General features: G+C 62.2%; 15 protein-coding genes. 5 read left to right on the top strand and 10 right to left on the bottom strand.

Annotated features, from left to right (window positions below; all coding sequences use genetic code 11):
• On the top strand, positions 1 to 243 hold a 243-nt coding region (locus JJB74_RS33485), incomplete at its 5' end, for a hypothetical protein (RefSeq protein ID WP_234484858.1).
• 87 nt (positions 244 to 330) lie between these two features.
• Here the strand turns inward: JJB74_RS33485 and JJB74_RS25900 are convergent.
• Genes JJB74_RS25900 through JJB74_RS25885 form a run of 4 tightly spaced genes read right to left on the bottom strand, consistent with a single transcriptional unit; the run spans position 331 to position 4,069 of the window.
• Entirely contained in the window at positions 331 to 1,359 is a 1,029-nt protein-coding gene (locus tag JJB74_RS25900) for a CDP-6-deoxy-delta-3,4-glucoseen reductase (protein WP_200596957.1), read from the bottom strand.
• Positions 1,356 to 2,348 carry a PdxA family dehydrogenase gene (locus JJB74_RS25895; protein WP_200596955.1) on the bottom strand — a complete coding sequence of 331 codons (993 nt, stop codon included), beginning with the start codon at positions 2,346 to 2,348 and terminating at the stop codon, positions 1,356 to 1,358. The genes JJB74_RS25900 and JJB74_RS25895 overlap by 4 nt, the downstream gene beginning before the upstream one ends.
• Positions 2,349 to 2,361: 13 nt before the next feature.
• Positions 2,362 to 2,835 (bottom strand): aromatic-ring-hydroxylating dioxygenase subunit beta, encoded by a 474-nt coding sequence (locus JJB74_RS25890; protein WP_200596953.1) that lies wholly within the window; start codon positions 2,833 to 2,835, stop codon positions 2,362 to 2,364.
• A gap of 1 nt (position 2,836) precedes the next feature.
• Complete coding sequence (locus tag JJB74_RS25885; RefSeq protein WP_234484863.1) at positions 2,837 to 4,069, bottom strand: aromatic ring-hydroxylating dioxygenase subunit alpha; 1,233 nt, start codon at positions 4,067 to 4,069, stop codon at positions 2,837 to 2,839.
• Between the two features lie 920 nt (positions 4,070 to 4,989).
• On the opposite strand from JJB74_RS25885, the gene JJB74_RS25880 reads away from it, so the two are divergent.
• Positions 4,990 to 6,525, top strand: a complete 1,536-nt coding sequence (locus JJB74_RS25880) for an FAD-dependent monooxygenase (protein ID WP_200596950.1) — start codon at positions 4,990 to 4,992, stop codon at positions 6,523 to 6,525.
• 162 nt (positions 6,526 to 6,687) lie between these two features.
• Here the strand turns inward: JJB74_RS25880 and JJB74_RS25875 are convergent, their stop codons facing one another.
• The 3 genes from JJB74_RS25875 to JJB74_RS25865 all read right to left on the bottom strand — a co-directional run bounded on the left by JJB74_RS25875 (position 6,688) and on the right by JJB74_RS25865 (position 8,720).
• Entirely contained in the window at positions 6,688 to 6,939 is a 252-nt protein-coding gene (locus JJB74_RS25875) for a hypothetical protein (RefSeq protein ID WP_200596948.1), read from the bottom strand.
• 131 nt (positions 6,940 to 7,070) lie between these two features.
• A complete protein-coding gene (locus JJB74_RS25870) occupies positions 7,071 to 8,282 on the bottom strand; it encodes an extracellular catalytic domain type 1 short-chain-length polyhydroxyalkanoate depolymerase (protein WP_200596947.1) in 1,212 nt (403 codons plus the stop codon).
• Positions 8,283 to 8,312: 30 nt separating this feature from the next.
• Positions 8,313 to 8,720: a CopG family transcriptional regulator gene (locus JJB74_RS25865; RefSeq protein WP_200596945.1), complete on the bottom strand. Its 408-nt coding sequence runs from the start codon at positions 8,718 to 8,720 to the stop codon at positions 8,313 to 8,315.
• A 364-nt stretch (positions 8,721 to 9,084) separates the two neighbouring features.
• Here JJB74_RS25865 and htpX point away from each other — a divergent pair, with 364 nt between their 5' ends.
• Entirely contained in the window at positions 9,085 to 9,954 is an 870-nt protein-coding gene (gene htpX / locus JJB74_RS25860) for a protease HtpX (protein WP_200596942.1), read from the top strand.
• Positions 9,955 to 9,956: 2 nt separating this feature from the next.
• Here htpX and JJB74_RS25855 read toward each other — a convergent pair whose 3' ends face one another.
• Positions 9,957 to 11,444, bottom strand: a complete 1,488-nt coding sequence (locus tag JJB74_RS25855) for a flavin-containing monooxygenase (protein WP_200596940.1) — start codon at positions 11,442 to 11,444, stop codon at positions 9,957 to 9,959.
• Between the two features lie 209 nt (positions 11,445 to 11,653).
• Between JJB74_RS25855 and JJB74_RS25850 the strand changes: the two genes are divergently transcribed.
• The gene (locus JJB74_RS25850; RefSeq protein WP_234484857.1) at positions 11,654 to 12,040 is read left to right on the top strand and encodes a SirB2 family protein; all 387 of its coding nucleotides are present in this window, start codon (positions 11,654 to 11,656) and stop codon (positions 12,038 to 12,040) included.
• 24 nt (positions 12,041 to 12,064) lie between these two features.
• On the opposite strand, the gene JJB74_RS25845 is transcribed toward JJB74_RS25850, so the two are convergent.
• On the bottom strand, positions 12,065 to 13,228 hold the full coding sequence (locus JJB74_RS25845; RefSeq protein ID WP_200596938.1) for an MFS transporter: 1,164 nt from the start codon (positions 13,226 to 13,228) through the stop codon (positions 12,065 to 12,067).
• Between the two features lie 411 nt (positions 13,229 to 13,639).
• Here JJB74_RS25845 and JJB74_RS25840 point away from each other — a divergent pair, with 411 nt between their 5' ends.
• A complete protein-coding gene (locus tag JJB74_RS25840) occupies positions 13,640 to 14,032 on the top strand; it encodes a VOC family protein (RefSeq protein WP_200596936.1) in 393 nt (130 codons plus the stop codon).
• 144 nt (positions 14,033 to 14,176) lie between these two features.
• On the opposite strand, the gene JJB74_RS25835 is transcribed toward JJB74_RS25840, so the two are convergent.
• Positions 14,177 to 14,431 carry a hypothetical protein gene (locus JJB74_RS25835; RefSeq protein WP_200596935.1) on the bottom strand — a complete coding sequence of 85 codons (255 nt, stop codon included), beginning with the start codon at positions 14,429 to 14,431 and terminating at the stop codon, positions 14,177 to 14,179.
• Positions 14,432 to 14,694: the final 263 nt, after the last annotated feature.

Below are 14,694 nucleotides of genomic sequence, written 5' to 3'. Positions count from 1 at the left end.
CGCCCGGAGCGGGGCGCGGCTAAACTCGCTACGCTGCGCTTCGCTCAGACAGACGCCGCACCTTTTCCCGCTCCGGGCATCGCCGTCACGGCGCAATCAACGGGGGTTAAAAGCAACGGCAACGGCACTGCAACTGCAACTGCAACTGCAACTGCAACTGCAACTGCGCCATACCCTTATCTCGCCATGCCAAGCTCATGTCGCACTACCGACGTCCTGAAAAATCATGCGACGTCACCTTGAAAGGGCTGGCTTGCCAAGCTCAACAGAGCTTCGAACACCCACAGGCGCTCGAAGTCCCGGCTGTAGTCCCGGCTGTCGTCCCGGCCGTCACCCCACCTTCTGCGCCGCCTCGTCAGTGGTAACGAAGGCATCACAATGGAAGTCGTCTGCAGCCAAACCCGCCTGCCCGACAAAATCACGCCGCGCCGCGTTGATCATGGCCGGCACGCCGCAGGCATACACCTCATGCCCGGCAAGCGAAGGAACGTCCTCAAGCACGGCAAGATGCACGAAACCGGTACGGCCGGTCCAGCCTTCCTCCGGCTCGGACAGCACCGGCACGAAGCGAAAATTCGGATGCTGCTGCGCCCACTTCTGCGCCACCTCAGCTTGGTATAAATCCTTGCTGCGCCGACCGCCCCAGTACAGCGTCATCGGCCGATTCGTCAGCTTGCGCTTGAATGCGTCTTCCAGGATCGAGCGTATCGGCGCAAAGCCGGTGCCGCTGGCAACGAAGACGATGGGCTTGTCCGAATCTTCGCGCAGATGAAAGTCGCCGAAGGGCATTTCCAGCTTCACGATATCGCCGGCCGCCGGGTCCGCATCGAGATAGGCCGAGAACCTGCCATTCGGCACATGGCGCACATGCAACAGCACGCCATCATTTTGATGCGGCGGATTGGCCATCGAGAAGCTGCGGCGCGATCCATCCTCCAGCAGCACCTGCAGATACTGGCCAGCCTTGAACTTGACCTTGGTGCCCGCCGGGAAACGCAGATGCAGCACCGAGATATCGTCGGCTGCGCGACTGACGCGGTACAGCTTCGCCGCCACCTGCTTCTGCGCATTCGGATCGATCTTCGCGATCGAGCGCGGCGCGATCCTCACATCGGAAATCGGCCGGGCCTGACACAGCAGCGTGCAGCCCGCGCCCCGCTCTTCCGCGGTGATGCCTTCCAGCGCGCCCGGCGCATCGATGCTGCCTTCGACCACCTTGCCCTTGCAGCTGCCGCAAATACCGGTGCGGCAGGAATACGGCAGCTCATAGCCCGCGGATCGGGCTGCATCGAGTATGGTCGTGCCGGGAGCGCATTCGAAGCGGATGTCGCTGCCTTCGACTTCAATCTGATAAGTCATGTCCTGTTCTCCATGGGCGCGTTGGTCTCGACCGTTGCGAGCAGCGCCAGGGTTTCGATCACGGATGCCGGATCGGCGATGCCGCGTCCAGCGATATCGAAAGCGCAGCCATGGCCAACACTGGAAAACAGCACATCGGCGCCGATCGACAAGGCGCTCGCGCGCAGCGGACTCAGGAGCTTGACCGGGATATGGCCCTGGTCATGGAAGATCGCCAGATACGCATCATGGCGGCGCTGCCCGAGCAACAGGTCGGCGCCTGCAGGGCCGTCAGCGGCGATACCCATCGCGCGCAGCCGCGCGACCGCGGGCTTCGTGATCGTTTCATCGTCGTCGCCAAACAAGCCGTCCTCGCCGGCATGCGGATTGATGCCGAACACGCCCAGCGTAGGCTTCGCAATGCCGAGCCGACGCAAGGCCGCCACCGCAGCCACGCCAGCTTCGACTACCAGCTCCTGAGTCAACCGTGCCAGCGCATTGCGCACCGATTCATGCAGCGTCACATGCGCAATGCGCAGGCCGCCCGCCGATAACATCAGGAACACCTCGTCCTCGCGCTTGCCGCACAGCCTCGCGATCAAGCCCGGATATCCGGAGAAGGCAATGCCGGCCGCGTTCACCGCGGTTTCCGAATGCGGGCAGCCGATTACGGCATCGACACGGCCGGACTGCGCCAGCCGCACCGCTTCGCTCACATACTCGACCGTCGCACGACCCGCCAGCGCATGCACCCGGCCCGGCTGATAGTGGGCCGAATCGAGCGCTTCAACGTTCACATGCGCGATGCGTCCGGTGCCCTGTTCCGCTTCATCGAGTGAGCACAACTCCACGCTTGGCGCATAGCGGCGCAGGCATTCACGGATGATGTAGCCGTCGCCGACCAGCACCGCCTGCGCATTCGATTCCATCGTTTGCGCAGCCGCCTTCACCGCGATTTCGGGTCCGATGCCATTCGGGTCACCGATGGCTATAGCGATACGCTTCTTCATCGCGCGCCCTTGTTCAAAGCGGAATCGCCAGCAGCGTATCGATGGCAACGCTGTCGCAGACCACGATACGCTCGGCGAACTGCAGCCGGCCGGACTCGGCGACGATGCGGTCGATGTACTTGCCGGTGGCGAACACATCGGTCTTACCGCCGCGCATGATGCGCGCCACGATGAACGGTGTCTCGACGCTCGCTGCGGCCGCATCGCTGCTGACGATGAAGGGCGCGCCGGTGATATGGCGATACGACTGACGCTCGTACACATTCGCTTCGCGCAACGCCGCCACGCGGTCCTGCAGCATGCCGCGCGAATCGGCGTAGATCATGCCGGCTTCCAGGCCTTCACGATGATTGTCCGCAGTCGTGACCTTGTACAGGCAATCCTCGGTAAAGAACGCCGGCCAGGCTTCGAGCTGATCGTCATCGATGCAGCGCGCATAGGCCGCGTTCAAGGTATTGAGTTGTTCGTAATTGATTGCCGCTGCCATGTCAGAGCCCCATGAGATTGCGATAGGCTTTCCAGAAGCCGCGCACCGAGGTCTCGGTCGCGCGGTAGTTCACCGATTCGACGCCGGAGCCGCCCATTTCGACGATGGCTTTTTCCTCGCCGGCGCTGGCCACGCCGCGCTGCACGAAGCCGCCGACCGCGCCGTCTTCCATCGATACGAAGCCGGCCGCGCCGATCAGATTCGATTGCTTCAGGCGCATCTTGCGCAGTTCCGGGGTGTCATCCTCGAAGCCGAAGTAGGTCCAGTTCAGCTCGGTGCTTTCCTGGCCCTTGGGCAACACCTGGCGGATCGCCAGGCAGTTCTGGATCTGCTGCAGCACGAAGCCGGGAAAGACCGACAGGATCTGCAGCGTCACGCCATCGCCGAATTCATCGCAGCCGTCGAGCAGGCTGGGGTCGGCCAGGCGATAGTCTTCCTTGTCCGAGCGCAGCTTCTCGGCGCTGTATTCGGCATCCTTGGCCGCGTTCGGATCGATCGCGGAGTAGGACACATGATGGCCGCCATCCTCGCTGACGATCACGCCGCCACGCTGCGACAGGCGGTTGATGCGGAAGGTGGTGAAGAACACATGCAGCAGGCTCGCGTGATACGAATCCTTCACATTTTCGAAGTACAGCTTCCAGTTGTTCGGCAGCATCTGCTTGAAGCGGCCGATGACCTGCACCGGCTTGTGCATCACGCGCTCGATGCGGGAAGTGATCTCTTCGCCGAGGTATTCCTCGATCGGCGGCACATCCTCGTCAAGACTGCCGAACACAAGGCCGCAGAACACGGCGGTGCGCAGCTTGCGCGGGCCATGCGCTTCCATGCAGAAGGAATCCGGCATGCCGCCCCTACCGTTGACGCCGTTTTGAAAAGCCACGCCCTTCAAATTGCCTTCGAGGTCATAGCGCCAGGCGTGATAGACGCAGGTGAAGTCTTCGGCATTACCGCGATCTTCCAGCGCAATCAATGCGCCGCGATGCGCGCAGCGGTTTTCGAAGGAATAGATTTCATCATCATTGCCGCGCACCACGATGACCGGCATCTCGCCGATGAAGGTGGTACGGAAATCGCCGCTCTTGGGAATCTCGGCTTCCAGGCAGAGATAGTTCCAGGTCGGGCCGCCAAAGATCTGGTTCTGTTCGGTCTGATAAACCGAGGCATCCTGATAGACCCAGTAGGGAATACGCGTCACATCCTCTTCCCAGTTGCGGGCGGGCTTGTCGCGCATATCGTGCAGCGTGCTGATGTTCATGGTCGCGTTACCTCGAATGAGCCGGCAGAGAGAAGGCTCTGCATTGCGGCGAAGTGTAGGAGCGCGGTTTCGGGAGGGTCAATTCGAGGCGGGGTTTAGTTCGCATAGCGAACTTGGGCGCTCGCTGGCGGTGGCGACGCAGTTATCTGCCGAGCCGCCTGCGGCTCGATTGGTTGAACGGTCGCTGGATTTGTTCCTTGCGGAAAGCTGTGGCCTGAGCATGCAGGCACACTACTGGGAATTTGGCGCGATGAGGAACCACCGCGATAGGCTGATTTCGGAATGTTTGATTCAGCAGCCGGAATAGTCAGCGATGAGGTAATCAGTGAGATGCGGGCTCAACGCTACAAGGTGCGCGTAGCCCTGTATGGCACTGCCATCATCATGATCTGGCACGAGCGCGGCTTCGGCCGCATCCGTCCATGGACGTCGCCCTCCCCCTTCCCAGTTGCGCCGCATTCGTGCAACTGGAAAAGCCCGGCCCACTCTCCGGCGCATCGTGCCGGCCGTACCCTCGGGCTACATCCGCAAACTCAGCGTCTTCATTTTGCGAGCATTACGACGCGCGGTTCCGTGCGCTACTTCACATAGGATCACGCATTACCAAGCATTCGACAGGACAGCTGCATCGTTTGCTCAGGACATCGCTTTCCCAATTCCATCGCTGGGGACTGCGGCGGCAAAACGCTGTCGCTGAGACACTTTTTCACACGAGAAGCTTGCGCAAGAACAGGCGCCATGCGATTCGCATCAGCTACATGGGGCCAATACCTCGCATGCTTACTGCGGGCATGGAAGCCATCTCCTATGCTGGGCTAGCGTATGCGGCACGTTTCGCTTTACATGAAGCAGTGCAGTCGCACGCACCGGCAAACTGAGCTTTGCGCGAGGACGTGATGACGCAGGAAAATCTATTGATCGCCGGCGCGGGACCCACCGGGCTGGTGCTGGCACTGTGGCTGGCGAAGATGGGCATACACGCGCGCATCGTCGCCAAGTCAGCCGGACCTGGCACTGCTTCGCGGGCAGTCGTGGTGCAGGCGAGGACGCTGGAGCTGTATCGCCAGGCCGGCCTCACCGAGGCCGTCATTGCACGCGGTCACGAGATCGATGCGCTGCACCTGTGGGTCAAGGGCGAGAAGCGCGCGCGGGTGCCGTTCCATGCAATCGGCGCGGATCTGACGCCCTATCCCTTTGTTCATGCCTTCCCTCAAGACGAGCACGAGCGCCTGCTGCTGGACCGCCTGCGGCAAGAAGGCGTTGAAGTCGAATGGAACACCGAAGTGCTCGCTTGCGAGAACGTCGACGAGATTGTGCACGTGAGCTTACGCAAGCCGGACGGGACCGAGGAAGATTTCGAGGCGGCGTACCTGATCGGATGCGATGGCGCGCATTCGAGAGTGCGCGCCAGCGTTGCGCAGGACTTTCCGGGCGGCACCTACAAGCAGCTGTTCTATGTCGCCGATATCGAAGGCAGAGGCGAAGCTTTCGATGGCGACATCCATCTCGATCTCGACACCGAAGATTTCCTCGGCGTATTCGGTCTGTCGCGCGACGGACGCGCACGTCTGATCGGCACGATACGCGAGGATCGCATTGCCGATGCCGATACGCTTGGATTCGACGATGTGAGCCATCGCGCGATCGACGATCTGAAGCTAAAGGTGGATAAGGTCAACTGGTTCTCCACCTACCATGTGCATCACCGCGTGGCGCCCAGTTTCCGCGCTGGGCGCATCTTCATTGCTGGCGATGCGGCGCACATCCACAGCCCGGCCGGCGGCCAGGGCATGAACACCGGCATCGGCGATGCGATCAACCTCGCATGGAAGCTGGCAGCGGTGCTGAAACGCCAGGCTTCCGATCGCCTGCTCGACAGTTACGAGGCCGAGCGCATCGGGTTCGCGCGCCGCCTGGTCGAGACCACGGACCGGGTATTCACCCTGGCAACCACTGAAGGCCATGTCGCCGAGATGGTGCGTACACGCCTGGCGCCGGTAATTGCGCCGCTGGTAATGGGATTGCCCGCGGCAAGGGAATACCTGTTTCGCACGGTGTCGCAGATCATGCTGAACTATCGCAACAGCATGCTCTGCAACGGCAAGGCCGGACATATCCATGGCGGCGATCGCCTGCCATGGCTGCACGGCGAAGGCTTCGACAATTACGAGAACATGCATTACATCGGCTGGCAGGTTCATGTGTATGGCCAGGCCAGCACGGCGCTGCGGCAATGGTGCGACTCGCATGGCTTACCGCTGCATGAATACCCATGGCGCACGGAATTCGCCGCGCATGGCTATGCGCGCAATGCGCTTTATCTTCTGCGGCCGGATACCTATGTCGCGCTGGCGGAAGAATCGGGCAGCGCCAAGGCTATCGAACGCTATTTCATGCAAAGAGAACTCGTATCGGACGCGATGATTGACTAGAGCGTATTCGCCCTGACTGGACTCAACGAGGGTGTAGCAGGGAATTCGCGGAGCACTGCTCCGCGCCTGCGGAACCGGCCCGGCTTGCAAGCCGGGCCGTGGCAGGCGCATTGCCGCCGGCACTGCGGCCGGCGTCGTGAGGCTGGTCGGGGCGAATACGCTTTAGGGTTCAGCCGATCGCTTCATGATGTCCGCCAGGTCAGAGCGCGCGTCGAAACCGCTCTTGCCTTCGCGATAGAGCGCGCCGCCTATGCATATCAGCGTCTCGAAGTTTTCCTTCGACAGCTTGCCGCGCGATTCGGCAAGCATCTGCGCCAGATCGAGAATCACGGCGCTCAGTGCCGGCGCATCTGCCGCCGGCTGCAAGGTCTCGGCATGGGTTCTGAACATGTCGAGGATGTCGTCCTGTGTCATGGGCACTCCGCAATGAATTGATGCAGTGTATGCCTGTATGCGCTGCACCCGTGTGGCTTCTCGTTGCATCAATGCGCACGCGCATTGATGCAACGGCATAGGCCATCCTGCGTCAAGGCAGGTCTCTGCGCTCAGGCTTGCGGCGTGCGCTTTGGATGCGCGAGAAAGAAACGCAGCATCTCCGCCGAGGCATCGGGCCCCTTGGGATCCGTGTAGGAACCCGAGGTGCTGCCGCCTGACCAGGCATGGCCGGCGCCATGGATCAACCAATGCTCGGCACTCACCTTGCCGTCATCGTCGTGGTAGACGGATTGGGTGTAGGTCCGTCCCGAGCCCGTTCGGCCACGCGTCGCGCCGTTCTTGCCGGCACCGGCATGCGCGCGCCAGGCTTCAAGCGACATGCCCATGGACTGCGCCAGCGCTTCGCTGCCGTTGTCGGGATGGACGGTGCGATCCCGATCGCCATGGAAGACGATGGCCGGGACGCGATGCCGGTATGGCCGAACATGGGTCTGCCTGCCGCCCTTCATCGCGCCGAATGCCGATGCCACGTCGCGCGCACATCCGGCCGGCAGGCCGGAATGGATGCCGACGGCCGCGTAGACATCCGGATGAGTATCGGCCAGGATCGCCGCCATCGCGCCGCCTGCGGACAGTCCGGCGACATAAACCTTGTCAGCGTCAACGCCGTATTCGCGGATGATTTTTTCCGTCATGCCAGCGAGGATGGACGGTTCGCCATGGTCGCGGCGCTGATCCCCGGGCTGGAACCAGTTCCAGCAGTTCGAGCCATTGTCGCGCTGCTGCTGCGCCGGATAGAGCACCAGGAAGCCATGCTGCTCGGCCAGCTGATTCATGCGCGTGCCAGCAGCGAAATCTTCCGGGTTCTGCTTGCAGCCATGCAGCATGACGACAAGGGGCATGGACCTGGCGGCGGCGTCGACCTTGGCAGGCACATACAGCCTGTAGGCGCGCGTTCCCGCACGATTGCTGAAGCTGCCCGACAGGAAGCGGCCAGGTGCGCCGGTGCGGCTGTCCGGCGAGACGGCATCCGTCGTCTCCACGGTGTCGATGTTCTGCTTGAACATGGAAGCCGTGCGCCGCCACAGCTTGTGCGCAGGCGATGCTTCGCCGGGCGCTTTCACGCGATCTTTAGAGGGCTCCGGCCGCGCCGCTTCCGGGTTGATATCGACGAATCTGGCGGGAGCTTCGGCCTGTTGCTCCTCCCCGCCTGCAATGCCCAAGGCGCGCTGTATTGCCGCGGTCGCTGCCGCGGGGCCGGCGGTGTGCAGCAGGCTGGTTGCCTCCTGCATCCGCGTGAGGAAATCTTCATTGAGTTTCATAGTGTCCTTGTGTTTCCTGAGTAAGTGGGATCAACGGATGCGACCCGCAAGGGCCGCCTTGACCGCCGCGCTGGCCTGGAACACGCCGAGCACGGAGACGGACTTGATCGTCTCCTGCGCCAATTCCGGGCTCACGTCCGGCGCGATGCTGGCCATGCCCAAGACCTGGATTTCCAGTACCTCGCCATTGCGCCGCACCGTCTCCAGGTCCGCGCGCGAGAAATGCTGCAGGCCCAGCACCAGGCTCTTGCGGCTGACGGTTTGCCGAATCACGTCCGCATGCAGATTCAACCCGTTGCGTATCGCCGTACGGATGAAATCGCTGCGATTGGAATAGAAGCCTTCCTGCACCAGCAGATCGATCTGCCCGAGGTCGACTGGACCGAGATTGATCGTGATCTTTTCCGTATCGCTGTTCTTCTGACGTAGCTCTTGCATGCCTGCCTTTCCTGTCAATCCGGGTTCCCTGATCGGACGTCTTTTGTACCGTTACCACCTTAAGACCATCTCCTAACCATCCAAATGGATGGCTTATGGATGGTCAGCATACGCGTCCTGCGCTTCAAGTCAAGAAAAGGCTTCCTTATTCACTGCATGCAAGCTCTCGAAGCGGCTTCGCAAGGCGGGAACTCGACAGTAGAGGCGGCAACTCATGGCGGGATCTCCTGATTTACCGAAGAATTCTCTCGGAATTATTCTGTTTTTCAGAGCAATCCTGCTTTCTATACTTGCGCTCGCCGAACCGGCCCTTCGCGCGTGATGTGCGCCGCCGCGGCCAGACAAACAAACCAAGGGGAAATCCATGAAACGCATCCTGCTCTTCCTAGCCACCAACATCGCGGTCATGGTGGTGCTCGGCATCTCCGCGAGCCTGCTCGGCGTGAACCGCTATCTCGGCGCGAACGGCCTGCACCTGGGAACCCTGCTTGTGTTTTCCGCGTTGATGGGCTTCGGCGGCGCATTCATTTCGCTGCTGCTGTCCAAGACCATCGCGAAATGGTCGACCGGCGCTCGGGTGATCGAGCATCCGAGCAATGGCACCGAAGCCTGGCTGGTCGGCAAGGTGGCGACGCTGGCGCAGAAGGCCGGCATCGCGATGCCTGAAGTGGCGGTATATGACGGCGAACCGAATGCCTTCGCCACGGGCGCGACCAAGAACAGCTCGCTGGTCGCGGTGTCAACGGGTCTGCTGCAATCGATGTCGCATGAGGAAGTCGAAGCGGTGCTCGCGCATGAAGTCGCGCACATTGCCAACGGCGACATGGTCACGTTGACGCTGATCCAGGGCGTGGTGAACACCTTCGTCACCTTCGCCGCCCGCGTCGTCGGTTACCTGGTTGACGGCTTCCTGCGCCGCGACAATGAGGAAAGCAGCGGACCTGGCATCGGCTACATGGTCACCGTGGTCATATGCGACCTGCTGTTCGGCATCCTCGCCAGCATCATCGTGATGTGGTTCTCGCGCCAGCGTGAATTCCGCGCCGACCGCGGCGCCGCGCAATTGCTGGGCACGCCACGGCCGATGGTCAACGCGCTGTACCGGCTTGACAGCCTGGCGCACGGCGGCCTGCCGAAGAACATGTCGGCTTTCGGCATCGCTGGCGGCGGCATGTCTGAACTGTTCTCCAGCCATCCGCCGATCGCGCAACGCATTGCCGCGCTGCAGTCCTGAGCTCAGGGAAGAGCGCCGCGTCGACCAAAGCGCATCACGCCATCGTCGACGCGGCCATAACGAATCAGCAGCAAGTCACGCAGATAGTTCTGATGCACCCGCCAGGGCGAGCGCGTGCCCTGGCTTGGCAGCGCGCCGAGGCCGCGCTGCACATAGCCCGAGCTGAAGTCCAGCAGCGGCTGAGGTTCAACATCCTTTTCGCGGCGCGGCACCGCGATTTCGACGCCACGCCGGTCCATGCGCCGCAGCAGCCGGCAGACATAGCCGGCGGTCAGATCGGCCTTCAGGGTCCATGACGCATTGGTATAGCCAAAGGCCATCGCGAAATTCGGCACGTCCGACAGCATCATGCCCCGGTAAGCAATGGCTTCATTGATCCGCACCGGCTTCCCATCGACGCACAAGTTCATGCCACCGAGCATGCGCAGCTTCAGGCCGGTGGCCATCACCACCACATCGGCCGCGAGTTCCGCGCCCGATTCCAGCAGCAAACCCCGTGGCGTGAAGCGCGCGATGCGGTCAGTAACGATGGAGGCGCGAGCTTCGCGCAGCGCGGCGAAGAGATCGCCGTCGGGCGCTACGCACACGCGCTGGTCCCAGGGCTTGTAGCGTGGCGAGAAATGGATGCCGGCATCGATGCCGGGACCGAGCTGCTCGGAAGCCATGCGCTGAATCGCCGCCTTCACCCGTTCCGGCCGGCTGCGCGCAAGGCGATACAGCAGCATGCTGGTCATCACATTCTTCCAGCGGGTCAGCGCATACGCCGGCCCTGCCGGCAGCAGCTTGCCGAGTCGTTCGCCGATGCGATCGCGTCCGGGCCGAGTCACCACATAGCTCGGCGACCGCTGCAGCAGCGTGACGTGGGCGGCACGCTCGGCCATCGCCGGCACCAGCGTCACTGCAGTCGCGCCGCTGCCGATTACCACGACGCGCTTGCCGGTGTAATCGAGTTCATGCGGCCAGAATTGCGGCTGCACGATCGCGCCGTGGAAATCGGCTTCTCCCGGGAATTCAGGCCGGTGCGCTTCCTCGTAGCTGTAATAGCCGCTGCAGCAATAAAGGAAGCGGGCCCGCATCGTTTCCGTCGTTCCCGTCTCGCCCGCTGTCTCGATGCTCACGGTCCAGCAGGCCTCAGCGCTCGACCATGCCGCCGCGACCACGCGGCAGCCGAAGCGGATATGCCGGTCGATGCCTGTCTCCATCGCGGCCTCGCGGATGTAGCGCAGGATCGCCGGGCCATCGGCAATGGCCTGCGCATCGGTCCAGGGCTTGAAGGCATAACCGAGCGTATGCATGTCCGAGTCCGAGCGCACGCCGGGGTAGCGGAACAGGTCCCAGGTGCCGCCGATGGCCGCGCGTGCCTCGAGAATCGCAAAGCGCTTGCCCGGGCACTGGCGCTGCAGATGGCGCGCCGCGCCAATGCCGGACAGGCCGGCGCCTATGATCAACACATCGACAAAGTGATCTTCGACGGGAGACGCTTTGAGCATGGCGGGATGGACGGTGCGTGAGGGGGAATGTCCGCGGCAATGTAACCCGACACCACGCCACTGGCAACAAAGCATGCTACTGTCGCGAGCCACGGTTCGCTGGAGCAGAAAGCGACAAAGCACTATCGAAACAGGCAGCAAGGCTCCTCGCGCGATGCACATCGCCTCCCGGCCAACGAACCGGTACCTCATCCTCCCGCCATGCCCTCATGACCATCGACTACTTCGCACTCAAGCATTTCCACATGACATGCGCCGCCCTTTCCGGCGGCTTCTTTCTGCTGCGCGGCGGATGGATGCTGCGCGGCTCGACGATGCTGCAGCGCGCGTGGGTCAAGCGCCTGCCGCATGTGATCGACACCGCGCTTTTGGCGAGCGCGGTATTCCTCGCGGTCATCAGCGCGCAATATCCGCTGGCGCAGCCGTGGCTGACAGCCAAGGTGGGCGCGCTGCTCCTCTATATCGTTCTCGGCTCGATCGCATTGAAGCGCGGCCGCACGCGCACCCTACGCGCGCTGGCGTTTGGCGCGGCGATTCTGGTGTTTGCCTATATCGTCGCCGTGGCGGTGACGAAGCAGCCGCTGGTGCTGAGCTGAGGCATAGCGTGGGCTAGGCCCACTCTATGCGCTTCGCCGAAGCCGGCGTTGCCGCGCGAGCATCAGCGCGGTCAGCACGCAACCGATGCCGGCCATCGTTGCGGCTACCCATTGCGGCGCGGCATACGAATAGCCAAGCGCGAGCGGCACGCCGCCGAGAAAGGCGCCTGCGGCATTGCCGATGTTGAAGCCCGATTGGCCTAGCGAAGACCCGAGCATCTCGGCGCCCTTCGCATTCTGGATCAGCAATATCTGTATCGGCGGCCCCAGCGCCAGCGCATTCGCGCCGGTGGCAAAGGCCAGGACCAGCATCGCCGCCTGATTCGTCGCGAACACGCCATTCGCGCCCAGCAGCAGCATCATCGACACCAGCAGAAAGCCGACTGCCCGCGGCGCGCTCATCCGGTCGGCAAGGCGCCCGCCGAGCTGCACGCCGCAAGTCATGCCTATGCCCACCAGCGTCATGATCCACGGCAGCGTATCCGGCGCAAAGCCAGTCATGCGCGTGAGCAGCGGCGCGATATAGCTGAACCAGGCGAAAAAGCCACCGGTGCCGATCGCGGTAATGCCCAGCGCCAGCCACAACTCGGCGCGGCGGAAAATGGCAAGGTCGCGACGCCATCCTGCGCTGGGCCGGGCCGCAAGCTCGGGCACCCATTTTCTGAGACTGGCCACGGTCAGCAGACCAACCGCAGCGACCATCACGAAAGCGTAACGCCAGCTCAGATGATGGCCGACCCAGGTGCCCAGCGGCACGCCGGCGACATTGGCCAGTGTCAGCCCCGAAAACATCGTCGCCATCGCGGCCGCGGCACGTCCTTCATCGGCGAGCCGGCTGGCCACGATGGCGCCGACGCCGAAGAAGGCGCCGTGCGGCAGGCCGGAAAGAAAGCGGCACAACAACAGCATCGCAAAGCCCGGCGAACAGGCCGATAAGGCATTGAACACGGTGAACAGCAGCATGAAGCCGATCAGCACCCGTTTCGGCGGTTGCGCAGCGAGCATGCCGACCAGAGTAGGAGCGCCAACCACCACGCCGAGCGCATAGGCCGAGATGAGCGCGCCGGCACGTGGAATCGAGATGTGCAGATCGGCGGCAAGGTCGGGCAGGATGCCCATCATGACGAACTCGGTCATGCCTATACCGAAACCGCCCAGAGCAAGGGGAACGAGGCTTTTCTTGATCAATTGATGTCGCAGCAGAGCCGGTCAGAACAGCCGCAAGTCGACTGCGCTGCCATGGCAGCCTGAAAAAGGGCCTGGCACTATAGCGCTTTGCGGTGACCGCGTCCGCTTCATGGTTTCGATAAGACCCATTCGCGCCGGTGATAAGCGCCACGGTACTGGGGATCGATACAACATTCGGAACTTTTCACCGGGCCCTCCACGATGCGCCGTTTCATTGCATGAGGAGAAGATCGTCGTTACACTGCCCCGGCTGCCAGCCCCGTGCGCCGGACGGCTGCCTGGCACGGTACGAGTGTTTTTGGGCAGCGTCGCCAGCGGCACGGGGAGATGGATAAGCGGCTTCGCCCATCAAGCAGGGCTGAACATCAATAACCAACCCCGGCGGAATGTCGGGATAAGAGGAGACAAGGCATGTTAAGTCACGTAATGATCGGTTCCAACGACATGGAACGTTCCAAACGCTTTTACGACGCGGTGCTTGGCGTGCTCGGTGCGGGAGAACCGGTGCGCAACGTAGCGGGCTCGGGCCACACCCGGCTGTTTTACCGGCATAACGGAAGCACCTTCTGCATTACCGAGCCGATCAATGGAGAAGAAGCCAGCGCCGCCAACGGTGGCACCATCGGCTTCAAGTGCAGCTCGCCGGAGCAGGTACGCGAGTTTCATGACGTCGCCGTAGCCAATGGTGGCATCTCCATCGAAGACCCGCCGGGCGTGCGCGAAGGCAGCATGGGAGCGCTGCACCTGGCGTATGTGCGTGACCCGGACGGCAACAAGCTCTGCGCGCTTTATCGAGGCAGCTGAAGCCGTCAGCAAGGCAATGCAGGGCATCAGACTTCACCACCGCGTGATGCCCTGCTGTGGACTCAATACACACGACATGAAGACGACTGCGCGGACTGGCGCATTGTCGAGGTTTTCGCAGGCGCTATGCCTTGCCGTCGAAGCTCAACCCCGAAGCAGGCAGGACTGCCGGCCGCCGTCTTCCATCCCGGACGCGACCGCCATATCCGCGCGCAGCAGATGCAGATCTTTCATCACCTCCTGCATCGTAGCCAACAACAGGGACTGGTTTCTTGTTTCGTATTGCTGTGCTGCCATTGTGGCCATGCGTTCCTGCAGATCGATGATTCTCTGGCTTAACTCTTCGATGTGAGCATCAACCAGAGCCAAATCGGCTTCTTCATGGCTTTCTACTGTCAAGTCTCTCTCCCCTGCCGCCTTGTTATGAATGAGTAAATATTACTGAATATCAACTAATATCAGGCCGGTATTTCGTTGATTTTTCTCAACAAGACAGCAGGTAGCATGGCGCGATAACAAGGCTGCGCGAGCACGGGTTCCACCGCGCGGCGCGGCTGGTGACATGGACGAGTTTTCACCCGCGGCAACATCCGACATAATGCGCGCCGGCACCGACGCAACAGGCGTCGGCAGGGCATTCAAGGTGAGGACTCAGGCAGCAT

It is taken from the genome of Noviherbaspirillum pedocola (assembly GCF_016632335.1).
Classification (GTDB): Bacteria; Pseudomonadota; Gammaproteobacteria; order Burkholderiales; family Burkholderiaceae_D; genus Noviherbaspirillum_A; species Noviherbaspirillum_A pedocola.
This window is presented reverse-complemented; position numbering and strand designations above follow the sequence as displayed.

Coding starts and splice junctions, on each gene's coding strand:
- JJB74_RS25900 (WP_200596957.1), bottom strand. CDS start 1,359: ATGACTTATCAGATTGAAGTCGAAGGCAGCGACATCCGCTTCGAATGC.
- JJB74_RS25895 (WP_200596955.1), bottom strand. CDS start 2,348: ATGAAGAAGCGTATCGCTATAGCCATCGGTGACCCGAATGGCATCGGA.
- JJB74_RS25890 (WP_200596953.1), bottom strand. CDS start 2,835: ATGGCAGCGGCAATCAATTACGAACAACTCAATACCTTGAACGCGGCC.
- JJB74_RS25885 (WP_234484863.1), bottom strand. CDS start 4,069: ATGCGCGACAAGCCCGCCCGCAACTGGGAAGAGGATGTGACGCGTATT.
- JJB74_RS25880 (WP_200596950.1), top strand. CDS start 4,990: ATGACGCAGGAAAATCTATTGATCGCCGGCGCGGGACCCACCGGGCTG.
- JJB74_RS25875 (WP_200596948.1), bottom strand. CDS start 6,939: ATGACACAGGACGACATCCTCGACATGTTCAGAACCCATGCCGAGACC.
- JJB74_RS25870 (WP_200596947.1), bottom strand. CDS start 8,282: ATGAAACTCAATGAAGATTTCCTCACGCGGATGCAGGAGGCAACCAGC.
- JJB74_RS25865 (WP_200596945.1), bottom strand. CDS start 8,720: ATGCAAGAGCTACGTCAGAAGAACAGCGATACGGAAAAGATCACGATC.
- htpX (WP_200596942.1), top strand. CDS start 9,085: ATGAAACGCATCCTGCTCTTCCTAGCCACCAACATCGCGGTCATGGTG.
- JJB74_RS25855 (WP_200596940.1), bottom strand. CDS start 11,444: ATGCTCAAAGCGTCTCCCGTCGAAGATCACTTTGTCGATGTGTTGATC.
- JJB74_RS25850 (WP_234484857.1), top strand. CDS start 11,654: ATGACCATCGACTACTTCGCACTCAAGCATTTCCACATGACATGCGCC.
- JJB74_RS25840 (WP_200596936.1), top strand. CDS start 13,640: ATGTTAAGTCACGTAATGATCGGTTCCAACGACATGGAACGTTCCAAA.